General features: G+C 38.5%; 25 protein-coding genes and 1 pseudogene. 10 read left to right on the forward strand and 16 right to left on the reverse strand.

The genetic code is table 11. The features are described from left to right. Positions 1-52: 52 nt before the first annotated feature. Positions 53-181 carry a hypothetical protein gene (locus F902_RS22985; RefSeq protein ID WP_005203616.1) on the reverse strand — a complete coding sequence of 43 codons (129 nt, stop codon included), beginning with the start codon at positions 179-181 and terminating at the stop codon, positions 53-55. A gap of 111 nt (positions 182-292) precedes the next feature. Continuing rightward, positions 293-931 carry a GNAT family N-acetyltransferase gene (locus F902_RS11635; protein WP_005203617.1) on the reverse strand — a complete coding sequence of 213 codons (639 nt, stop codon included), beginning with the start codon at positions 929-931 and terminating at the stop codon, positions 293-295. Between the two features lie 295 nt (positions 932-1,226). Here F902_RS11635 and F902_RS11640 point away from each other — a divergent pair, with 295 nt between their 5' ends. Both F902_RS11640 and F902_RS22895 read left to right on the forward strand, forming a co-directional pair. Beyond that, positions 1,227-2,156, forward strand: a complete 930-nt coding sequence (locus tag F902_RS11640) for an LpxL/LpxP family acyltransferase (protein WP_026057456.1) — start codon at positions 1,227-1,229, stop codon at positions 2,154-2,156. A 405-nt stretch (positions 2,157-2,561) separates the two neighbouring features. Continuing rightward, positions 2,562-2,741 carry a hypothetical protein gene (locus F902_RS22895; RefSeq protein WP_005203621.1) on the forward strand — a complete coding sequence of 60 codons (180 nt, stop codon included), beginning with the start codon at positions 2,562-2,564 and terminating at the stop codon, positions 2,739-2,741. Between the two features lie 234 nt (positions 2,742-2,975). Here the strand turns inward: F902_RS22895 and F902_RS11650 are convergent, their stop codons facing one another. Together F902_RS11650 and F902_RS11655 are read right to left on the reverse strand one after the other, a co-directional pair. Further along, complete coding sequence (locus F902_RS11650; protein ID WP_005203623.1) at positions 2,976-3,185, reverse strand: hypothetical protein; 210 nt, start codon at positions 3,183-3,185, stop codon at positions 2,976-2,978. Positions 3,186-3,299: 114 nt separating this feature from the next. Continuing rightward, positions 3,300-3,521 carry a hypothetical protein gene (locus F902_RS11655; protein WP_005203625.1) on the reverse strand — a complete coding sequence of 74 codons (222 nt, stop codon included), beginning with the start codon at positions 3,519-3,521 and terminating at the stop codon, positions 3,300-3,302. Positions 3,522-4,036: 515 nt separating this feature from the next. On the opposite strand from F902_RS11655, the gene F902_RS22645 reads away from it, so the two are divergent. Beyond that, the gene (locus F902_RS22645) at positions 4,037-4,198 is read left to right on the forward strand and encodes a hypothetical protein (protein WP_005203627.1); all 162 of its coding nucleotides are present in this window, start codon (positions 4,037-4,039) and stop codon (positions 4,196-4,198) included. A 219-nt stretch (positions 4,199-4,417) separates the two neighbouring features. On the opposite strand, the pseudogene F902_RS11660 reads toward F902_RS22645, so the two are convergent. From F902_RS11660 to F902_RS11670, 3 genes and pseudogenes are all read right to left on the reverse strand, one after another. Further along, positions 4,418-4,627 (reverse strand): annotated as a pseudogene (locus F902_RS11660) (hypothetical protein); the annotation flags it as partial. Positions 4,628-4,822: 195 nt separating this feature from the next. Next, on the reverse strand, positions 4,823-5,194 hold the full coding sequence (locus tag F902_RS11665) for a hypothetical protein (RefSeq protein WP_005203630.1): 372 nt from the start codon (positions 5,192-5,194) through the stop codon (positions 4,823-4,825). A gap of 15 nt (positions 5,195-5,209) precedes the next feature. Beyond that, positions 5,210-6,226, reverse strand: a complete 1,017-nt coding sequence (locus F902_RS11670) for an MBL fold metallo-hydrolase (protein WP_005203631.1) — start codon at positions 6,224-6,226, stop codon at positions 5,210-5,212. 250 nt (positions 6,227-6,476) lie between these two features. On the opposite strand from F902_RS11670, the gene F902_RS11675 reads away from it, so the two are divergent. Further along, positions 6,477-7,091 (forward strand): TetR/AcrR family transcriptional regulator, encoded by a 615-nt coding sequence (locus F902_RS11675; RefSeq protein ID WP_005203633.1) that lies wholly within the window; start codon positions 6,477-6,479, stop codon positions 7,089-7,091. Positions 7,092-7,171: 80 nt separating this feature from the next. Here F902_RS11675 and ppk1 read toward each other — a convergent pair whose 3' ends face one another. Then, positions 7,172-9,250, reverse strand: a complete 2,079-nt coding sequence (ppk1, locus tag F902_RS11680) for a polyphosphate kinase 1 (protein WP_005203635.1) — start codon at positions 9,248-9,250, stop codon at positions 7,172-7,174. 287 nt (positions 9,251-9,537) lie between these two features. Here ppk1 and F902_RS11685 point away from each other — a divergent pair, with 287 nt between their 5' ends. Further along, complete coding sequence (locus tag F902_RS11685) at positions 9,538-10,236, forward strand: DUF1826 domain-containing protein (protein ID WP_005203646.1); 699 nt, start codon at positions 9,538-9,540, stop codon at positions 10,234-10,236. On the opposite strand, the gene F902_RS11690 is transcribed toward F902_RS11685, so the two are convergent. Beyond that, positions 10,233-10,832, reverse strand: a complete 600-nt coding sequence (locus F902_RS11690; RefSeq protein ID WP_005203648.1) for a TetR/AcrR family transcriptional regulator — start codon at positions 10,830-10,832, stop codon at positions 10,233-10,235. The two genes, F902_RS11685 and F902_RS11690, sit on opposite strands and share 4 nt — an antisense overlap. Positions 10,833-11,013: 181 nt before the next feature. Here F902_RS11690 and F902_RS11695 point away from each other — a divergent pair, with 181 nt between their 5' ends. The 3 genes from F902_RS11695 to F902_RS11705 are packed head-to-tail and all read left to right on the forward strand — an operon-like array spanning position 11,014 to position 13,876. Continuing rightward, positions 11,014-12,066 carry a sugar phosphate isomerase/epimerase family protein gene (locus F902_RS11695; RefSeq protein ID WP_005203649.1) on the forward strand — a complete coding sequence of 351 codons (1,053 nt, stop codon included), beginning with the start codon at positions 11,014-11,016 and terminating at the stop codon, positions 12,064-12,066. Between the two features lie 17 nt (positions 12,067-12,083). Next, the gene (locus F902_RS11700; protein WP_005203650.1) at positions 12,084-12,968 is read left to right on the forward strand and encodes an alpha/beta fold hydrolase; all 885 of its coding nucleotides are present in this window, start codon (positions 12,084-12,086) and stop codon (positions 12,966-12,968) included. Next, positions 12,965-13,876 carry an alpha/beta hydrolase gene (locus tag F902_RS11705; protein WP_005203652.1) on the forward strand — a complete coding sequence of 304 codons (912 nt, stop codon included), beginning with the start codon at positions 12,965-12,967 and terminating at the stop codon, positions 13,874-13,876. The genes F902_RS11700 and F902_RS11705 overlap by 4 nt, the downstream gene beginning before the upstream one ends. 105 nt (positions 13,877-13,981) lie before the next feature. Here the strand turns inward: F902_RS11705 and F902_RS11710 are convergent, their stop codons facing one another. Together F902_RS11710 and F902_RS11715 are read right to left on the reverse strand one after the other, a co-directional pair. After that, positions 13,982-14,467, reverse strand: a complete 486-nt coding sequence (locus F902_RS11710) for a hypothetical protein (protein ID WP_005203654.1) — start codon at positions 14,465-14,467, stop codon at positions 13,982-13,984. Positions 14,468-14,524: 57 nt separating this feature from the next. Further along, complete coding sequence (locus F902_RS11715; RefSeq protein WP_005203655.1) at positions 14,525-15,898, reverse strand: flavin monoamine oxidase family protein; 1,374 nt, start codon at positions 15,896-15,898, stop codon at positions 14,525-14,527. Positions 15,899-15,998: 100 nt separating this feature from the next. Between F902_RS11715 and F902_RS11720 the strand changes: the two genes are divergently transcribed. Then, on the forward strand, positions 15,999-16,634 hold the full coding sequence (locus tag F902_RS11720) for a TetR/AcrR family transcriptional regulator (RefSeq protein ID WP_004807064.1): 636 nt from the start codon (positions 15,999-16,001) through the stop codon (positions 16,632-16,634). A 10-nt stretch (positions 16,635-16,644) separates the two neighbouring features. Further along, on the forward strand, positions 16,645-17,070 hold the full coding sequence (locus tag F902_RS11725; RefSeq protein ID WP_005203657.1) for an SgcJ/EcaC family oxidoreductase: 426 nt from the start codon (positions 16,645-16,647) through the stop codon (positions 17,068-17,070). A 48-nt stretch (positions 17,071-17,118) separates the two neighbouring features. Here the strand turns inward: F902_RS11725 and F902_RS11730 are convergent, their stop codons facing one another. The 5 genes from F902_RS11730 to F902_RS11745 form a co-directional block, all read right to left on the reverse strand. Further along, positions 17,119-19,092, reverse strand: a complete 1,974-nt coding sequence (locus F902_RS11730; protein WP_005203659.1) for an esterase/lipase family protein — start codon at positions 19,090-19,092, stop codon at positions 17,119-17,121. A gap of 65 nt (positions 19,093-19,157) precedes the next feature. Then, positions 19,158-19,868: a YoaK family protein gene (locus F902_RS11735; protein ID WP_005203661.1), complete on the reverse strand. Its 711-nt coding sequence runs from the start codon at positions 19,866-19,868 to the stop codon at positions 19,158-19,160. Between the two features lie 40 nt (positions 19,869-19,908). Next, entirely contained in the window at positions 19,909-20,073 is a 165-nt protein-coding gene (locus F902_RS22130) for a DUF1427 family protein (protein ID WP_017401902.1), read from the reverse strand. Between the two features lie 56 nt (positions 20,074-20,129). Further along, the gene (locus F902_RS11740; protein ID WP_005203664.1) at positions 20,130-22,004 is read right to left on the reverse strand and encodes an amidohydrolase; all 1,875 of its coding nucleotides are present in this window, start codon (positions 22,002-22,004) and stop codon (positions 20,130-20,132) included. Positions 22,005-22,082: 78 nt separating this feature from the next. Further along, complete coding sequence (locus tag F902_RS11745) at positions 22,083-22,769, reverse strand: hydrolase (protein WP_005188475.1); 687 nt, start codon at positions 22,767-22,769, stop codon at positions 22,083-22,085. Positions 22,770-22,960 lie beyond the last annotated feature (191 nt).

Below are 22,960 nucleotides of genomic sequence, written 5' to 3' on the forward strand. Positions count from 1 at the left end.
CTGTTATCTAAAATGTTATCTGATGATAGACTTTTGATTTTTAATGCAATGGTTATAGCTCTAATAAAGGAGCTAATTCCCTTCTTGCAATCTTATAGGCTTCATCACGGTCTACGCCCAAAGCAACGCGGCATATAAATCGTCCCCAATCAGACTCTTCATGTGCTCTACGAACATACATACGAATGCCAGTCTCAAGACGGATAGCCGATGTTTGAATATAAACAATGATTTACACCCTACTTGATTTAAATCAAAGCTTTTATCAATTGTATATAAACCTTTCCATTCGTCATTTTACTTGTCCTTCGTATAGGTAATACAATTCTGCATCTTCAACATCTCCACCCCAACTATATTTCTCTTCTGCGATCTTTAATAATCCTTTTCTTTCATAGAACTGAAAGTTTGAACTGTTATCAGTGAAAAGAAAAAAGTCTTTAATTTTCTTATCTTGCAGATAATCAATAAAAAGAGAATACAATTTATTGCCTATTCCTAAACCTTGATATCGTTCATCTAAGATAAAAAAATTCAAGGACGCAGCAAAGGTTTTACCACTTTCAAGAAGTAATTTTTCATTTAATATCAATGTATCCAGATAATGTTCAAAAACTTCTACTCTTTTGTCTGAAATTATTTCCTGTAGAGCTCTATATTTTCTTATTTTCGCATTAGCCTTCTGTCTAATGTTATTTATGATTGATGCAGCAATTACTCCAACAATTTCGTCTTTATCACGAACTACAAAAATGCGCGAGGAACTTATGATCACCTCACCCAAAAAAAATTCTGCCATAGGTCTTACATTCTTTTCAGGGACCCATGAGTTATAATCCCAAGTAGAAACGATCATCTGGTTTATTTTGTCCAAATCACTATCAGTTAATTCATCTGCCACTTCATACTCTAAAGAGAAATTACTACTCATTACTCTCACTCATTTAATTTCAATAAAAAATTGATTTTTAAGGGATATACAACATTGCTGGCATCTGTGCCAAGTAAGTATGAAGGTCTTACAAGAAGTATAGCCTATCCTGCCAATTACAAGACATCACATGAATTTTCTGCCTAGGTCAGTATGGCAACCTATCTTTCTTTTGTTGACAACGCAACGATGAAAGTACGATACGTGATTTAGCTTAGTGATCCCTATTTAAATAAATCAATGGAAGTAATTCATTTATGTTAGGCTGATCAGTTTTTCTTAAGAAACAGCTGCTATGACGTATACACGGAAATTTAGGGCAGGAAAGTTTCACTGGTCATTTCTATTACCTAAGTATTGGGGAATATGGATGGCTTTAATTCTTTTAATGATGTTTGCAATTCTTCCATGGGCGATACAGTGGCGACTTGCAAATATCCTCTCAACACTGGCTTGGAAAGCGCTCAAATCTAGACGCAAAACAACGATTAGGAATCTTGAACTGTGTTTTCCTGAGAAAAGCAAACAAGAAATACAAGCAGATGCAAAACAAGTCTTTTTCAATATGATGTTGGGACTCTTTGAAGCATTGAATGCTTGGTATAGCCCTCGTTGGTTCCAAAAAAGGATGCATATTCATGGTTTAGAACATCTTAAAAATGCTAAAGAAAATGGCGTTCTGCTCTTAGGAACACACACTACTTTATTAGATGCAGGTGGCTATATTTGTGGTCGCTTTTTTGAACTTGATGTTGTCTATCGTCCTCAAAATAATCCTCTCTTAGATATGCTTATTAGTCGATGTAGAGCTACAATTTATCAGAATCAGATTTCTAAAGATGATATGAAAGGATTGATCTCAAGTTTAAAGCATGGACATGCTATTTGGTATAGTCCAGATCAGGACTTTGGACTTAAACAAGGGGTGATGGCTCCTTTCTTCAATATACAAGCAGCAACAGTAACAGCACATAGACGGTTAATTAAAATTACCAAAGCAGCGGCAATTCCTTTATTTTTTTATCGCACGGGTGACATTCGTAACCCCCAATACCATATTTTGCTAGAGCCTGCTTTGCAAAATTTTCCAAGTGACTGTGAAGTTGAGGATGCAACACGAGTCAATCTTGTGATTGAGAACCAAATAAAAATGTATCCTACGCAATATATGTGGTTCCATCGTAGATTCAAAACTCGGCCCAAAGGTGAAAAAAGCCTGTATTAATTTTCTAATCTAATACATCAAAAGATTTAAATTTTATAAGAAAACAAAAAAGCTCACATAACGTGAGCTTTTTCACTGATCCAAACTAATTAAATGACAGTCTGGTAAAAGCAACTTGTGGTCTTTTACCTTGGTCAAGAATAGAAAAAACACATTGGTCTTCATTCCAAACTTGAAAACCATGGCTTGGAATTTTGCTGAAATGAGCAAGTAGACCATCACCAGATTAAAATTAGTCTATGGACCAGATTCTAGGTATGTTTTCTCTCTGCCTCACCGCATTTAGAGCTTGTCTAATAGCAATATAAGCTTAGGCTACACTCTACTTGTCAATATTTGAGAGATTAGACATACTTTTACTTGAGTTTAAGTTAGTATAGATTCCTAACAAAGTAAGGATACGACATGTTCATCGGGTTTAAGATAATAAAAAAACAACCTGAACTTCAAAAGGACTTCACACATCAAGAATTTTCTAACCCAATTATGGAGTTTTGGAAATTTTTTGAGAATAATTCTCAGTATACGCTGTTGCGATATGAGCATGTTATTGATGGAGTTCGGGCTATTTATTGTAATAAATAGCAAAAGCTTTAACATCACATACCCCAGATGGATATTCTGATTCATCTCAGCGAATATCCTAATAGATAGAAGGTATGATCAGTTAACTTCTATTTTTTATAGGTTAACGCTTAGTGATCATAGCGTTGAGGATCTGAAGCAAAAATCTATTTTGTAGATATGCGGGCTAAGTCACAAAACTGATTTCGTTCATAAAATTTACTCATTAAAAAACCCGCCAAAGCGGGTCATGTTTTACTCGATATAATAGCTATTACCATCGGAGCTATTAAAAACCCAATTCAATGTCGGGTAAATAATCTCACCTTTTATCAAAATATATTCAACTTTGGGGCTCTGTACCCGAGTTGATTGAATTGTATTAGTCGTCTTTACTTCGGTGTAGCTTGCTTGCGCCCTTCTTTCTTTACCTTGGAAATCAATAATTGTAATGTCTTTTAGCATCAATATGCTCCAATTTAATCAATCATAGTATGCCTAGCTGCACATATATACAAACGTTAAATTATTAACAGCAGTAATTAATGAAATTCCTGAACAAGTTCAGCAATTAATTAACTATTTTAACTTACCAAGAATATCCGCAACGCGACTTGTCACTTCATCGGCACTCAAATCCTGACAGATCCAAAAGCTGTAGACTCTATCGTTTTTTACATAAATCTGCTTAAAGTACTCTGAAGTCTTTTTACTGTCGATCTCTCCAGCTTTAAAGTTTTTTTTATTCAAATCTACCGTCATTCCATCTAAATCACCACCAATACATAATTTCAATATCATCACCACTCAGATTGAATGCTCACCTTATCATATATACATCTGCTTTATCGGGCTGTTTATGTAGAGCTTTGGCGAGGTCCTAGCTTAGCTTCAATAGGTAATATTTGGCAGGTTTTCACCCATGCATTATCCAGCTTGATCTGTAACATTCGCTTAGCCTTTTGAGCTATTCAACTGACTGTGAGCGAATTACGACAATCATCAGACAAGATAGCTTTTTGCTTTCTTCACTAGAAATACTTTTCAATAGATATCACACCTGAGTAATTGGATTTATTTAAAAATAAGATTTGTGATCTTTGTGTACTTGCCCTTGAAATTCTTGAGGCCTAGTAATGGTTTTTAAGCGATAGCAATCAACAAATAATATTTATTTGATTTTATTTAAGAAATATTTAATAGATATATTCTTTAATTCATCTACATATCCCTACAAATCGCTCTTAAAGCTGCTGTAGTGTAAATAAAATAACAGCGTAGTATGGGGTTTCCATAACGAAACAAAGAAGATAAAAATGTCTGATTTTAAAGAGTTTTCCAAAAAAGTGACCCATGATCAATCACCACTATTACAAGCAAATGAACATACTCAGGTAAACACCCCTCAACCTACTCCAAAACCAGAAGACTCTTCAAAACCAGAGGATTCACAAGAACCAGACCCAAATAATAAATAATTTATGATTATCAGTACTTTAATATTCTTATGTATTGAGGTTCTGTTCATATAGAGGATAAATCAGTGCACTGATTTATTTTACTATTCATTACTTTTATCACTTTGATTTATCTAGTTGCTTAATTGCATTCATTCATTGATTAAAGAAGATAGAAATAGCCTCTCAGATCTGAGGGGCTATTTTAATTTAAAGATAGCTAAGAACGACGAATTAAAATTAAAACGTATACTTGGCCATAATTCCAATACGGTTATCGCGATATTTTTCACCAGCAAAGGTTTCGCGCTGAGCATTGATATATTCTAGACCCAGATCAATTGGTGCTACCAGAGAATATATAAAATTGATCCATGTCTGCTGTACTTTTTCATTGGCTGATATATCTGACCTGCTACTTTGAGCATAGCCATTTGTATCATCAGCAAAAAAAGTGGAGTCGAATGTTTTCATAAATGTAATGTCATTATTGAAGATCTAGAAGTTGAGATTAAAGACCAAATGCCACCAGACATTGAAAGTGGCGTTCGTGAATGGCTAAAGAACATTATTGAAAACTAAATGAGACCTTTAGACCAAGAGAAGAATCTATTTATCTTCCTTGGTCTTTTTCTAGAAATCATTCTAAAACGTTGAAGACAATAACTTTTGACTCAGCAGGATTGCTTCTTCTTGCGTTGGGACTTGGTAGAACGATATTTTCCAGATTTTTTGATCCCGATCTAAATACATTGGATCAACTTTTTCTTCCGCAATCTCAATCCACCCTTTCACGATGGATAATGCTTGCGTATTTGCTTTGATCCACTGAATGGTCTGTTTCCATTGCGCTTGTGATGGCGATGGTTCATTGAATTTGGATTTTAGATTGCGGATTAATACGAAAGGTTGATTGCGCTGCAGCAACTGATCTAACTGCTGTATAAATTCAGCTAAACTACCTTGCTGAAGATGACTCACTTCCACTATCGGGAAGTTTTCTAAATTTAATTCCATGCCATACTCCCAAAATTATTTAGCAGGATCAGACTGAAGTTCGTTAACTAAGCTAGGTAACACGATTGATTGTTTTGTAAGCTCGGCATAAAAATTTGCAATCTGGAATGGGAGAAACACCCTATTATTCCACTGAGGATATTCTCTATAAATCGTAGGTGATATCTTTTTAATAATCTGATTTTGGTTAAGCCCTAAATCAATTTGCTGTTTGACCAAGCTTTTTACTCGAAGCATATGTTGCTTAAATTCTTGTAAATCTTTAACTGTTGAAAGCTTGCCGTGGCCAGGTACAACAATCTTTGGCTTCATATCAATCGTTTGTTGAATCACCTTAATCCATTGACTCCCTTTCGAGTCCTCATCTGGCATAATCGGATAGAACTCTCTCTCGTATAGATCCCCCATAAAAACGACACCAGAACGCTGATCATAAATAATTTGATCACCACGAGTGTGTGCAGGCATCTGTTGTAGTGTAACCAGTCGGCCTCCCAAATCTAGGACTTGCCGATTTGTATAAGTTTGATCTGCATAACGGAGCTTTACATTTTCAAGTGCATTTTTTTCGATCTTCCCAAAAGCTCGAAACATTTTTAGGTAGTCTTCGCCTTTATTGATTAACTCATCATTTTGTTTCTTGTTAATGATATAGGTCGCGTCTTTGAATTCAGAAGCTCCAAACTGATGCTCTGGATGAAAATGGGTGGTTGTAAGATAAATCTTTCGATTTTTAGCAATGTCTTTCGCCACTTGATAGACATTTTGACCATTGCTTAGGCCCATACCCGTATCAATAACGAGGATGGCATCCTTTCCTTCAATGATTCCAATGTTAGGCACATAATTAATATATGGGTCAGGGATAAGCCATACCCCAGAGGCAATTTGAAGTTTCTTTTCTACTTGGACAATTGGTGCAGCCGTGAGCTGGTACTGAGTACGACTCTCTGGAATCTGATTGCTATTTGCATAAGCATTAAAACCGCTTAATGCTATGAGGGAAAAAGTGAGAAATAGTTTGATCTTCATTGTTTCAGTTTCCTCAATAATTTGAAGAAGTCATAGGATGAATTCATAATATGAGTAAAAGCTCACATTAGATACTCGCATTTAGCCATGGTCGGAGATCTGAATATAAATTAAATAAAATCAATTAATTAAAATTCATCTCTATTGTGTATTTGTAGATGGTTTAGATATTACTCATATTTTTAGGTAGCAATTATATTGATCGTTGCTGATAAAAGTGAGTTAATGCTCACATTTAGGCTGTCTACTTATGATCATGAAATCAGCACTCAAACCGAGAAAAGCACCGAGCCAAGGTCGATCAAGAGTGACTGTCGATGCAATCTTACAAAGTGCGGCAGAAATTTTGAAAGAAACGGATTATGCAAAATTTAATACGAATTTAGTTGCAGAGCGCGCTGGTATTAGTATCGGGTCGTTATATCAATACTTTCCCAATAAAGACTCACTCATTGTAGCGTTGCATAAAAAGCATACGCAGCACATTGGGGATATTCTGCGGACTGTGATCGATAGCCAAAATGCCCAAACTTTAAAACAACGAATCGAGTCTTTGGTTGATGGTGTTATTGCTGCCCATTCATTTGAACCTGAGTTGCACAAATTGCTTGAAAAGAAACTCCCTTTCTTTGATATCAATAGCGTTGAAGATGAAACTGGGATTCGACAAGAAATCTTCCGTTTAGTTGAATTACATCAAGAGGAGATCGTAGAAAAAAATAAACCGCTCATTGTTTGGATGATCTTACAATTATTAGAGTCACTCATTCATGCAGCAGTGCTTGAACCCCCAGTCAATGTGAAGCCGCAAGAGCTAAGAAACGCCATTATCCGATCGATATATCGTTATCTGACTAAAATTTGAATCGATCAGATATAGGTGCTTAGTGCCCTTGCTTGTTGTTCTAAAATTAGCGTCATCACAATTCAGCGACTCAGTAATACTCAGCCAATCTCTCTATCCATCAAATATCTTTGCGCGATATGCACTGATTGATCTTGTTTAGGCTGGCATTGTAACCACGTTCCATCTGCTTGAAGCTCCCATGCTCTGCAATTGTCTTTCAAATAATTCTTTAAGCCATCTTCAATAATAAGTTTTTTTAGCTTTTTATCTTCAATTGGGAAACAACATTCAATTCGAGAGAACAGATTTCGCCCCATCCAGTCCGCACTGGCACAGTACAACTTAACGTCACCATCGTTGTAAAAATAATAAACACGGGTATGTTCTAAATAACGTCCCACGATTGATCGGACTCTAATATTTTCTGAAAGACCTTTCACTTGTGGTCTTAAACAACAAATTGAACGGATAATCAAATCAATCTGTACACCTGCCTGCGATGCTTTATAAAGTGCATTAATCAGTTGAGGTTCAGTCAAGGCATTTACTTTGATTATGATCTGCGCTTTTTTACCTGCTTTACTATTTTCAATTTCCTGTTGTATTAATTCAATAAGTTGGGAATGTAGGGTAAATGGAGCATGGAAAAGTTTTTTTAATTTTGCCATTTTCCCCATACCTGTTAACTCCTGAAAAACTTTATGTACATCCTCACAAATCTCATCATCACTGGTTAATAGGCCATAATCGGTATAAATTTTTGCATTGGTCGCGTGATAGTTTCCAGTACCTAAATGCACATATCGTTTGATTCTATCTTGTTCTCTACGTACCACCAGAATCATTTTTGCATGGGTTTTATAACCAACAATCCCGTATACAACGACTGCACCCGCTTCTTGAAGTACATTGGCTACTTCAATATTTGATTCCTCATCAAAACGTGCTCTTAATTCAATAACGGCTGTTACTTCTTTGCCATTTCTTGCTGCTTCTGCAAGAATTTTGACAATCTCAGAGTCTGCACCACTCCGATACAACGTTTGTTTAATTGCAAGTACTTTGGGATCATAGGCTGCGTCTCTGAGCAGCTTGATCACAGGGGCAAAGCTATCAAATGGATGATGTAACAATACATCGCCTGCTTGCAGCACATCAAAAATTGGCTTTTTGGTATAGAGCGCTTTTGGGATTTTTTGTTGGTAAGGTTGAAATCGTAATTCTGGTAAATCAAAATTGGAAATGAAACGAGCCAAATTGACAGGACCATCAACAAAATATAAATGTTCTTTCTCTAGCTCAAATTGTTCCAACAAATAATCGGCAATATGCTCAGGACAGTTTTTATTGACTTCCAATCGAACGGCGCGCCCAAAACGTCGTGCTGATAATTCTCCTTTGAGCGCAATCGCCAAGTCTTCAACATCTTCAGATACGGTTAAATCGGCATTACGTGTCACACGAAATTGATAGCATCCTGTTGCTTTCATGCCAGGGAACAAATCTGCTATATGTTCCTGAATAATCGCAGAGAGTAAAATGTAATGTTCTGAATTACCTGAAATTTGAGGTGGTAATTTGACCAATCGAGGTAAGGATCTCGGTGCCGGTACGATGGCTAAATCAATTTCTCGTCCAAATGCATCTTTTCCTTCTAAAGTCACTATAAAATTCAGACTTTTATTAACCAATCGAGGAAATGGATGTGCAGGATCTAAACTAATCGGTGTGACAACAGGTTGTACTTCATTAAAAAAATAATTTTTAATCCATGCCTTATGCTTTTCTAGGATGTCAGCATATTGGATGTAATGAACTCCATGACCTTGCAATTGAGGGAGAATGGAATGGTTTAATATTTCATATTGTTGTTCAACTGCCTCATGAACGACTTTAGAAATTTGTTGTAATACGTCCGTGAGAGCGGTTCCTTCGGGCCCTACCTTCTGAGTCGACAAATTCATTTGTTGTATTAGGCTTGCAACACGGATTTCAAAAAACTCATCCAGATTGCGAGAAAAAATAATTAAGAAATTAAGGCGTTCTAGTAGTGGATGCCCATCATCTTTTGCCTGTGCAAGCACTCGTTTATGAAACTCTAATAATGATAACTCTCGATTTATATAAGTTTCCAAACAGTGTTCCTGACCATTTGTTAGTGCATGCATAGAAGTCATGAGTTACTCTATATTTTATTAAAAGTGATTTTTCTAATACGCGATTAGACGTAAATTTTTCCATTGTTTATTTTGTGCCGATTACATTGCAGATTAATGAAAATCCCATTTGTTTATTCAATTATCTAGAATATATATAAAATCACTTATAAAAATAAATTATTAAAAAATCAATAGCATAAATCAAAACCATTAAATAAGAGTTAAGCTTACTGAATATAAATGTACATACGACATTTCTCTAAAGTTACTTGTATAATGAGCTATGATCTATTTTTAATTCTGATATGAAAAATCCCTTTTCTGACAATACCCAAATTAAAACGGTTTCTAGTTTTTCTGAGCTTATCAATAGCCATTTTCAAGGTGATATGAATGCCCTTTGCTGGTATAGAAATTTGGTTGGTGATTTTGAAGAAGTTGTGAATAAACTTGAATTAAAAGAGAATATTACAGAGGTTTCTGTTGAGAATCTTTTGGCATTACAACTTTCAGAAAAAGGCGATTTTGCAAGAGAAAGGATATTAACTGATATACAGCTACTGACTGATTTAGGCGCATCGCCGTGCCTGAATTTACTTAAAAGTTATGAGCGTGACGAAGACCTCGATTTTATTTCAACCGATGTATATTCATATCATGTGGATCGCTCACCTATCGAAACAGATACTTTTTTATGTACATATTACGGTCCTGCAAGCGATATTCTGGCTCACGACCAAGTTGAACAAAAGATTTTGATCCCAGAAATAAGAGACCAACTCAAGAAATTATATGATGGTCCAGATGCTGAGTTTGAAACATTCCTCTCAGAGTATTTCTTTGATTTGCATTATCAACCTAAGCCAGATGTAAACCCAGTGAATTTAGGCGTAGGACATCTTTGGCGTTTAGCAGTTGATCATCCAACGCAACAAGTCCCACCATGTGTGCACCGAGCACCTGCTGAGAAGGACGGCGAGTATCGGCTGCTATTGATTTGCTAAGGTTTTACCAAATATTGATCTAGATTTTTAAGTGCCAGACTGATGTTTGATAATAGCACTTGTTCTGAATAACCATCTCTTGCCTGTACAGATAAGCCATGTAAAACCAGCCCATAATATTGCCCTAATTGTTCAGGATCGGCATCCTCCTGCAATTGACCATCCCGTTTAGCTTGCTCAAAACGTTGAATCAGACCTTCAACACGCTGAATACGCTGCTGTTTCATCCAGACGAGAAGGTCTTGATTTTCTTCACTTAATATACTTGCCGAAGAGACAACCATACAACCATAAGCGTGATTTGTTTGAGTGTATAACTTGATCGCTTCTTGAAATAATTGGGTCATTACCGCTTTGATATTTTGCTGCTGCAATGCTTTGACTGCAAAGCCACCTTCATGTTCTTCGTAATGTTTAACCGCCTCTCTGAAAAGCGCTTCTTTTGAACCAAATGCTTTGTATATACGCGCTGAAGCAATACCCAAAACCTCAACTAAATCTGACATGGATGTTCCTTCATAGCCATGCTGCCAGAAAAAATCCCGTGCTTTGACCAACGCTTTTTCTCTATCAAACTCTCTTGGTCGACCCGCCATAGTGTTTCTTTTTTCAAATTTAGTGTTTTTTATTATTAATCGGAAAAATATTTTTCGCAAATAAATCAATATGATTTGTTGTATCCAAACCCAATTATCGACATTCATTTGAAAAAATAAGTTGTTTTTAAATAATATTCAGCCTATTGTTTGTCGATCGACAACTAATTGAGTTTCAAAGATGCAAACAATCAAAGGCCCAAGTATTCATCTCGCGCAGTTCAGTGATAATGTTTTTCCATTCAACAATTTAGCAAGTATTGCAGCATGGGTTGCGGACAATGGCTTCAAGGCTGTTCAACTGCCTGCTTGGGATAAACGATTATTTGATGTCAATTTAGCAGCGGAAAGTCAGAATTACTGTGATGAGATCAAAGGTGTTTTAGATCAAAACGGTTTACAAATTAGTGAGTTAAGCACGCATATTTTTGGTCAGTTAATGGCGGTTCATCCTGCTTATGACGCTTTATGTGATGGTTTTGCACCCTCATATTTGCATGGCAAACCAACAGAAAGAACCCGATGGGCTGAACAACAGATGTTAGCTTCGGTTCAAGCGTCTGCGCGTCTAGGGTTACATGAGATGGGAACTTTCTCTGGTTCTTTAGCATGGCCTTATACCTTTCCCTTCCCACAACGCCCTGAAGGGCTGATCGAAACAGCTTTTGATGAACTTGCTCGCCGTTGGACTCCAATCTTAAATGCCTGTGATGAATACGATGTCAATCTATGCTATGAAATTCATCCTGGTGAAGATCTGCATGATGGGATTAGCTTTGAAATGTTTTTAGAACGCACCAATCATCACCCGCGTTGTCAGATACTGTTCGACCCTAGTCATTTTATTCTTCAACAACTGAACTACTTAGAATACTTAGATATCTACAAAGACTTCATTCGTATGTTCCATGTAAAAGATGCCGAGTTCACACCGACAGGTCGTCAAGGCATGCACGGTGGCTATCAAAATTGGGGCGATCGAGCAGGTCGTTTCCGTTCTACAGGTGATGGTCAAGTTGATTTTAAATCGATTTTCTCAAAATTAGCACATAACAACTATCAAGGTTGGGCGACTTTGGAATGGGAATGTTGTCTAAAAAATAAAGATGATGGCGCACGTGAAGGTGCTGAATTCATTAAACAAAATATTATCCATGTTACCGATAAAATATTTGATGACTTTGCAGCTGCACCAGTGAATCAATCACAAATCAACCAATTATTGGGCATTTAAGCGTAGAACGAGAAATAATGATGGCGACGCACACTGAAAAATTATCAAATCAATTTAATCATCACTACATCCATATTGAAGCTAAAAAATTACATTACGTATCTGTAGGCAATGGGCCCGCTGTTTTACTGATTTCGGGGTGGCCACAAACATGGTATGCATGGCGACACGTCATGGCTGAGTTGGCTCAGCATGGTTATCAAGCGATTGCGGTTGATCCACCTGGGACGGGATATTCAGCTCCACTTGATGGTCATTATGATACTGGACATATTGCAGCCATTCTATCGAGTCTGATGTCTAAACTTGGACATCATCGCTATGCCGTTATTGGGCATGATATCGGAATGTGGGTTGGTTATGCACTCGCCTGCGATTTTCCTGAATCAGTCACTCGTCTTGCGGTCACAGAAGCTGTAATTCCGGGGTTGGCTCCTCCGCCCCCAATTTTTGTTCCACCTGAACAGAATATTTTTCTCTGGCATTTTATGTTTAATCAGATTAGCGATTTGCCTGAAGCTTTAGTGATGGGCCGTGAAGAAACCTATCTCAATTATATTTTTGATAAATGGTCATGGCATCGAGATAAAGTTGCTGCTGAAACCTATATAGAGGCTTATAAGGTTTCAGGGCGTTTAACAGCAGGTTTTAATTACTATCGCGCCATCCCTGAAACTATTCGTCAGAATAAAATTAGGGAAACCAAAACTTTAAATATGCCCGTATTCGCAACCGGTGCAGAGCATGCGACAAATGATGCACCTTATGAAACCATGAAAAAAGTGAGTACTCAGTTATCCAGTGCGATTGTCAAAGATTGTGGTCATTTCATTATGGAAGAACAACCAGAAGTATTTTGTTCATTGATTCTTAATTTTTTACAGCAGGAAAAAGCAAGATGACTTTAGATATTGAAATCGAAAATTGGCTTAAGTCTCAGTCTGCATTACCCGCTGCAAACACATTGGATGAACTGAGAGCACAGGTAAATCAATCGATTATCCTACAACAAGGCGTTGAACAAGACTCATCTTATCAACACAGCTTTAGGGTGATGACTGAGGATCAAGCAGAAATTGAAGTTCGTGTTTATGTTCCTTATGTTTTAGAACATGTGCAACAACGCCCAGCGATGGTGTTTGCTCATGGTGGTGGATGGTGTCTTGGCAGCCTAGATGCATGGGACCGTGCTTGTCGTTTATTGGCTGAATCAATGGTGCAAGTGATATTCTCCGTCGACTATCGTTTAGCGCCAGAAGTTAAATTCCCAATACCATTAACCGATTTTTTTACGGCACTGTCTTATATTCAGGAAAATGCTTCGGTATTTGGTCTTGATAAAAATCGTATTGCAGTGGGTGGAGACAGTGCTGGAGCAAATATTGCAGCAGCGGCCTGCCTACTGGCAAAACAACATCCTGATATTAAAATCAGTCATCAACTGCTGTTCTACCCAGCATTAGATGCCAGCATGATTAACGCTTCTTATCAAACATATGCACAAGGCTTTGGTTTAACGACGACAACCATGGCGTATTGTTGGGATCAATATGTTAATGCTGAGGCAGACAAAGTAAATGAGCTTGTCAGCCCTTTGCTTGCGCATTCATTACAAGACTTACCTGATGCCACAATTTTTGTATGTGAATACGATCCACTTCGACATGATGGTGAAAAGTATGCAGAGAAATTGAGAAAAGCTGGTGTCAGTGTGAAATTCCACCTGTTAGAAGGCATGATTCATGGTGCTATCCATATGTTAGCGATCACACCAGCTGCGAAAGAAATATATGACAAAGTCCGAATCTAAATAATGGTATGTGTTTAATGACTTAACCATTTTATTTGTTTAAACGTCCTATATCGATGCAGCTATAGGACGATTTACTTTCAACTCATAAGAATAAAACACGCTCTAAACCAGTTTCTTATCTCGATAGTGCTGGATAAACTGCTCAATTTTAGGCGGAATTTCACGATATTGTTTTTTGATTGCCAGTTCCATCAATTCTATTTGAACTTGCTCTTGTGCAAGCATATAGTCTAGAAACTCACGATCTGCATCTGCTCCTAAAGCATGGACTTGTTTTAAATCCTCCATATAAACTTTGGTTTTTGCATAAACCAGCTTAAGTAATTCATCCAATAAGAATGATGGCGTTGAACTAATCATTGATGCTTTTGCCTTGGTCAAAAAAGATGGTGTTGCATCGAGGCCTAACTTCTCTGCATATGCAAAATAATGTGGTGTATTGAATCGTTCTAACTTTTCATAGGCACTCCAGAAAATATATTCTTGTGTTCCCTGTACGCGATTGGCGATACGTACAATTGCGCTAAGCGCAAAAGCACGATTTTGCAATTCATAGTGAATTCCATTTAGAAACTGTTGAGACCGCATATTTATTCCTTACTCATCAGAATGAAGGTCATGTAATTCAAGGTGTCTACTGAATAATCACAGACTTAAGGTCTGTTTGTGAATAATTTCTTTGGCAGCGCGTATACCTGACTGTAAAGCACCATCTAGATAGCCACTCCATTCGGTTGCTGTTTCTGTACCCGCCCAATGAATTCGATCGACAGGCTGTCTGATACAATCGCCATAAGTGGTCATCACCCCTGGTGGCATATGTGCAACATATCCCCCTTGAGACCACGCTTCAGTGAGCCAGTCTTGTTCCACATACTCCAAAGGATGTGCTGCTTGTTGGCCAAAGTAATAAACAAAATCGGCAATGACCCGTTGACGACGTGCTTCAACATCCAGCGAACTTAATTCAATTGCATAATCACCTTCGATCAAGCCTAGTAAAACACCATGATTTGCCCCTTCTGGAGATTGATCAAACACAACGCTGACAGCTCGATCTGTCGCAACCACAGCACCATTTAAGTTTTGTTGCCTCCAAAAAGCGTTGCTATAGGCCAAATGAACTTTAATCACAGCACCCATGGTCATACTTTGTAATAAGCGTTCACGCTTTGTAGGTAACGGTGGTGTGTAATGAATTTTGGATGCAAGTACAGGTGGTGTGGCAATGATGATATTTTTTGCCTTATAGCTTTGGGTTTTACACACAACTTTGACATGATCGGCATGCTGCTCAACAGCTAAAACTGATGAATTTAAGATTAAATGGTCTTGTAATTGATCTGCAATCAGTTTGGAAATTTGCCATGCACCACCGATGAATTTATCTTGCTGCGCTCCGCCTTCTGTTGAGATGAGAACTTCAAGTCCATGCCCTTGTCTAAAATATTCGAGAAAAAACAGATAGGACAATTGAGAGGTATTACAACAGAAGAGAGCCCCTACGATGGTTCGCATAAAGTCTCGCGCACCGTCTGTACGTACATGCTTTAACAACCAACTTTCAACCGACTCCGCATCCCATTGCTTTGCATGTGCTGCTAACCAAGGTTCACCATTCGGCAATGTTTGAGCTTCTTTATTCCAGCGACGTTCAAGTAGTGCGATTTCAAGCAGTGAAGCAATTGGGAGCTTGGGGATATTGGAGCGATATGATTTGACTAAACCGTTACGACTAACCAAGCTCGCGCCTTTGATAAATTGAGGATAGGTTTTGACACCCAGTTCTTGAGCCTGTGCCAATAACAGTTTTTGTTGCGGACCAACCCACTGCCCACCTAGATCAATGGTTTCTCCATAAATTTCACCTGCTTTTGAGCGCCCACCGACACGATCACGCGCTTCTAAAAGCAATACATCTTTACCCACTTTCTTTAATTCCAGTGCTGCTTTTAAACCTGCCAAACCAGCACCGACCACGATTACATCCCAGGTTTTTTCAGTTGTTTGAGTATCCATCATTATTTCCTGCTATTAAAATTATCATCCATATTTTAATGAACGCGTTCATTAAAATTAAATTTGATTTTATGGAACGTGTTCACTAAAATCAATAGCTATGGAAAATAATCAAACAAAAGCCCCCCGCCGTGGACGTCCTCCTCGCAGTCAGGAACAAATCGAAGCCAATCGCAATGTGATTATTCAGGCGGCCAGAGACCTATTTGCAGCACATGGATACGAAGGTGTATCTATGCGTAAAATTGCAGCCCAAGCAGACTGTTTACCCGCAACGCTGTACACCTTATTTCCGAGTAAAAGACAGTTACTGCACCATATTTGGGAAGTGATTTTTTTAGATTTAATGCTTGAGCTGGAAGAATGCTACAACAACAGTCCTGAATCAGAACGACTCGAAAAGCTGTGTACTGCTCAAGTTGATTTTTGGTTAAATCGACCAAATGATTGCAGAGCAATTTTCCTCATTGAAGATCATCCACAAAATGCTGAGGAACATTATTTTGTCGATGCTTCACAAGCAGTTCCGCAATTAGAAATTTACACTCGTGCGATTAAGGAAGCACAAGCCCGTGGTGAAATACGTGCAGGTGATGCGAACGAAATCAAGAACGTTTTACTCTGTAGTATGTTAGGGATTACCTTAAGTCTGATTGGTATTCCAGAATATCCTTGGGGAAATCCGAATACCTTAAAAGAAATGACGATCAGTGCGTTGATCAAGGGATTGAGCTAAGGAAAAGATCATGGCTAAAGCAACTGTCCCAGAACAAATCCCATATTTATTCCAAACTGCGTGGAATGAGCATGATATAGCTGGGTTTGCCTCGCTATTTTGTGAGGATGCAAGTTTTGTAAATCGCTTTGGGCACTATGTAAAAGGTATAAAAGAAATTGTTGCCTTACATCGTCCTATTCATGAAACCATCTATCGAGATTCGACGCTTCAGAATGAAATCATAGAGTTGAGTCCAATCACCGATGAAGTGGTGATGATCCATTTTTGGAGCAGATTAACAGCAGGTCTAGCTCACCCTGCTGGTGTACATCAGGTAGATACTTTAATTCTTGCCGTATTGACCAAGCAGCAAGAGTCTTGGTTGATTCGTGCTTTAGAAAATGTGACCCTCACCAATCCGCGCACAGGGGAAGCAATCTTAAGAGATAACTAAAATTTAGAGACTACTGTTCCCATCATCAAATTTTTGGATTCTAAATCATTAGTGTGGCAAGGGATGCTGTTTCACATGTAATTTTAAAATTCGTCTTAACTCCAAAATCGCTTCTGGTTTCTCCTGAATCGAATGCCCACCTTGAATTATTTTTTCAGATAATGCCCCCTCTAAATGTGAGCTAGTATATGGCACAATCCCATCTGTCATTTTATTGGGGTCTTGGCTTTGTGTGATATTACCAATGATTGAATGGTACGCTAAACCCTTTATTGGTTGAACATCCTGACTCATTTTCATAAATTTGGACTGATAACTTAAATCACTGGGTCCATTTTCAATGATGCCTGAGGAAAGATTATTTTTCATTTGCTGTAAGTCAATTTTCTTTTCTTTGACCGCAACCTCGGCTGCAGTTAAAAACTTGCTGGGTAAATGAATAACTTTGCGTAACGCGAGTGTAAACCAGCGATCTGCATAGGCAGTACCTTTTTGCGGTGTTGCAATAAAAATCACACGGTTAATTTGATCAATTGGACGGAAGATAAAGCGCTTACTGACGGCGGGTGAGAAAATAAAATCATGCGCTTTTTCATTATTGATGGCTTCAACAGCCTGCTGACGGATATCACCCTGCCCCATGATCAGACGACTAATAATACCACCCATACTATGTCCAATCAGAACAGCGTCCGACATTGCAGCATCTTTAGGATCATGCATTGAAAATGCCTGTTTCAACAAGGCATAAATCTGGGCGCGGCTTTCTAAAATCGGCATGTTGGTAGAGTAGAAAACCTGCCAAACCTGATATTGCTTACGTAAGTTATCATCCCCTAAAATATCATTCGTCAGAGTAATCCATGCTTCGGGACTACTTGCTAAGCCATGGACAAAGATAATAATTTTTTTATTCGCTTGATACGGCTCCAACATGAATAAATGTGGCATGCTCAACTGTTCTTTACGATCGATCAAGCTCTTGTAGCCTGTACCACCTAAGTTATTTTCTGCTAACCAAAGACCATATGGTGCTGAATAATTCGCTGTCAATAAATAATTCCCACCCGCGACCTGAACCTCATCATGGTGAAAAGGATCAATCAGCTTGATTTCTAATGCAGCATCTTGAAGTAAATCTTCAACTTGGGTCTGTTTCAATGGTTGTGCTACAGCAGTAACAGATAAATATCTTGCTGTGTGAATATATGGATTTTCCTGAGCGGCATAAAAGGTTTCTGGATCATAAACATAATCTGAGTTGAATGGCTGCTTATTCTTTGCAACCAACACAAATTCAGAACCAAAGCCATCTCGACGATTGACACTGTAAAATCCAGAAAAACGCATATTGTAGCTCGACTGCAGTAATTGAATATCTGTCGTTGCTAATTCTGGATAATCATCGAAATTAAAAGAATAACGATGCTGATTAATGAGTAATTGTTTTGGAAACTGAGTGAATTGATAGCGTAAATAAGCCGTCGTGATCAGTCGTGAAAGTGCCACGTTATAAAAAAGCCGAACCTGCGTTTGCCTCTGATCAAAAATACGCTGTTGAGGTGTGTGTTGCGTTTCGAATAAATAGGCATAGCTAAAACGGATACTTCGATCAAGTAAAGTCAGTACTTGATCTAAACACTGATTTTGTTTCGTTGAATGCTGTCTTTCCAACAACGATACATGACATCTTTTTTCTTCACTTAACCGTAAAGCCTGAGCCAAATACACTTCACTGGCTGCAGCATAACGCTGTTCATTATTATCAGTTAGTTTTTTTTCTAAAGTCTGTATACATCTATCGGGCTGATTGATACATTCATTGGCTGGAATACCAGCCAGAAGCAAGGTATTTTGTGAAGCATCGCTTAATTGAGGTCTCGTTAAGATGCTTTGAGTTTTATCGGTCAAGGATGCACTCAAACTTCGTTGTTGAAGTTTGACGAGCTGACAGGCAGATAAGCTGTAAAAGAGACAAAGCAAAACAATGCCCTTTATTAGCGTTCTTCTATTGATTATCATGCGATACAACCTCATTCATCACGATTCAACAACAAAGCACTGAATATATATCTAACTCTGTCCGTTTATGTTTCAGGTTGAACAAAACGATGATGAGCTGCAAGATAAGCCAAATAAAGCACAGGAATGATAAAGAAAGCGACACTCCAAAAATCGAGGTAAACATAAAGAATCGCCCCCAAAAACGCACCGACAATAAAACCAACAACAATGCTTAAACTTTGCAACAATTTCCGTTTATTTTCAGGACTGGTCTGTCTCATATAATTTGAAATATCGATCCCTAACTGGGTGGTATTTCCTGTCATCATTGTACTTGGACTAATGTGTTTAATTAGCGTTTTACTTGATGTGTTTCGAATTGCCAAGGCAATTAAACCCAAACCACCTGTAAGTGCGACTGTAAGACTATTTGCATTGTTGAACGGCTCGAAATAAAGCCCAGACAGCATAAAGCCCGTTAAAAAAATGGCTTCACCAAGAAATAGGTAACTCAGCGTCTTACTCTTTTGAGCACTACGATCGATACAATATTTGGTGATCGCCACCGTCACAATGAACAATGGGATCGCAGCAAGTTTAATCCAGATACCCGACCCACCACTCACCCATGCGGCACCAGCCAGTACCAAGTTTCCTGTCACATGTGCAGTGAAAAAGCCGAACAGTGCAATAAAACCTATGGTATCAATTGCACCGCCAACGACAGTGAGTAATACAGGATCTCGACAACTGTCCCATAAGCTCAAGGGCTGTTTTTTTATATTCTCATCCATCTTCTAATTCCTAAAAAACAAGCCTATATTCGGCTAAATTTCAACTGATCAAATTTCTTAGCGCAGGAAGTAATTGTTCACCGATGACCATTCCTAACAGGCCACACAATGCCACTAACGGTGGTGCTGATGATTTAACATTCAACAAGTAATATATGACACCGACCAAAAGCCCAGCAGCTAAAGAGATCAAATACATTTTCATCATGCTTTTCCCTAGATTTCACTTAAAATAAAGTGAAATCTATCTGCGGATCCAAGTTAAAAAGCAAAACAAGAGCAGCCCAATGCACCCCAAAAAGACTTTTTGTCTTTGTCATTAATGGGCACATCCAACATCCATGCATGGCTATGCCCATGCATACCACAGCTACTAGAACACGCACACGCTGCCGAGCTACTTTGTAAAGGTGATAACGAAGGTGCATTGCGATTTTCTGACCGTCGCCATTGCCCACCAAAACGTTTGACTGGTGACCAGTCTGGTGATGCTGGTGGAATCGATGAATCTTGATCCTTAAACTCTGCGCCTGCATAGACAATTTTGCCATTCATCACGGTCAGGACAGATTCAATCCACTGAATTTCATCATCTTCCACAGCAAAATAGTCATCTGAAAGCACAATCAGGTCGGCAAGCTCACCTGAACTTAACGCACCTTTATGCTGATGTTCTCCAGAGAACCATGCAGAGCCTTTGGTCCAGAGCTTTAACGCTGTTTTTCTGTCCAATAGATTTTGTTCATCATAAAGTGGTAAACCACCCACTGTTTTGCCTGTACTTAACCAACTTAAACAGACCCACGGATTATATGAAGCAACACGTGTAGCATCAGTACCCGCACCAACGGGTACGCCTAATTCCAGCATTCTTTTCACAGGCGGAGTCGATTTTGCTGCATCCAAACCATAACGCTGAACAAAGATTTCTCCTTGATAGGCCATGCGATGTTGAATCGCAATACCCCCACCCAAAGCACCAATCCGCTCAATATTTCGATCTGAAACCGTTTCAGCATGGTCGATAATGAAACGCGTCGCAAAAGGCTGTCTACCGTTGACGCGTTCGAAGACATTCAATAAACGATTAATACTTTCATCATAGGTGGCGTGAATGCGGAATGGCCATTTCTTTTCAGCCAACAACTCAACAATGCTTTCTAGTTCAGCTTCCATCTTTTCTGGTAAATCTGGTCGTGGTTCATAGAAATTTTCAAAGTCTCCTGCTGACCATGTCAGGTTTTCCCCTGCGCCGTTTACCTTCAGTAATTCATCGCCATCACCAGGGAATGTCATCTCCGTCCATTTTTTATAATCATCAAGTTCTTCTCCTGCTTTTTGCGCAAATAGGTTATAAGCAATCCGAACTGTCATTTGATCATTATTATGCAGAGACTGAATCACCTCATAATCATCAGGATAATTTTGGCCACCACCTCCCGCATCAATTGCGGAGGTAATGCCTAAACGATTTAGTTCACGCATAAAATGACGTGTAGAATTGACCTGATCTTCAAGCGGCAGTTTTGGTGCCTTTCCTAAAGTAGAATAGAGAATCATTGCGGATGGTGTCGCGAGAAGTAGTCCTGTCGGCTCACCCCTCTCATTTCTCTCAATCTTTCCACCTGGTGGGTCTGGTGTATCTTTATTAAAGCCCAGCACATCAAGTGCTGCGCGATTCAACATCGCGCTGGCATAAAGATGTAAGACAAATACGGGGGTATCTGGCGCGGCTTGATTTAGCTCGTCCAAAGTGGGCATTCTTTTTTCCACAAACTGAAACTCAGTCCACCCGCCCACGACTCTAACCCATTGTGGTGCTGGTGTATTCTCTGCTTGCTCTTTTAACAGTCTTAATGCATCTGAAAGTGAAGGAACACCTTCCCAACGCAACTCCATATTATAGTTCAGACCACCTCTAATAATATGCAAGTGGCTATCATTTAAACCAGGAATGACTCGACGGCCATTTAAATCAATCACTTTGGTTGTACTGTTTGATAAGCGCATGATGTCATCATCACTGCCCGTTTTTACAACTTTTCCATCAGCAATTGCAATCGCTTGCGCCTCTGAACTCTGTTCATCAAGGGTGGTTATTTTGGCATTTCTTAAAATCAATTGAACGTCTGACATCCGTCATTCCCTCCGAGCCTAGCCTTATTATTTTCAGTTTTAGGTCGTGGAGGCATATCATGCCTCCACCATTTTTAATTATTTCGCTGCAATCGGCGCCAATACTTCGTGTGGTGAAGTGGTACGTTCTGCTGCTTTATGTACCATGGTATATGCATAATCGACACCCATCCCATAGGCACCTGAATGTTCCCGAACAATATCCATTACGGCATTATAAGTATCACGTTTTGCCCAATCACGTTGCCATTCAAGTAAAACTTGTTGCCATGTCACTGGAATGACACCCGCTTGGATCATTCGTTGCATTGCATAGTCATGTGCTTCTTTGCTGGTACCACCCGAAGCATCTGCAACCATGTAAATTTCATAACCACCTTCGAGCATCGCACTTAAAGCAAATGAGTTATTACATACCTCTGTCCATAAGCCTGAAACAATTACTTTTTTGCGTTTATTATTTGCTAAGGCATCACGCACTTTCTGATCATCCCAAGAGTTCATTGAAGTACGTTCTAATAATGGTGCTTGAGGAAATACATCTAAGAGTTCGGGATAGGTATGACCTGAAAAGCTTTCTGTTTCAACGGTCGTAATGATGCTTGGAATATTAAAAACTTTAGCAGCTTTTGCTAAACCGACTGTATTGTTTTTTAGTACTTGACGATCAATCGACTGTACGCCGAATGCCATTTGCGGCTGATGGTCGATAAAAATAATTTGGCAGTTTTGTGCAGTCAATAGTTCTAAATTTGAATGGCTCATATTGAATTTCCTTGTTTATCGATGTTTTCTGAACACAGGATTAATATTGCAAATTAAGAAAAAGAACACAGCAGTATTATTGAGACGAATTGTTCTATTTATAAAACATAAATATTGAATTTACGTGATATTTCCTACTTATTGAAACACTGATAAAGATTATTTCTGTATAGCATTAAAGAAAAAGACCA

Source organism: Acinetobacter higginsii (assembly GCF_000369525.1).
GTDB lineage: Bacteria > Pseudomonadota > Gammaproteobacteria > Pseudomonadales > Moraxellaceae > Acinetobacter > Acinetobacter higginsii.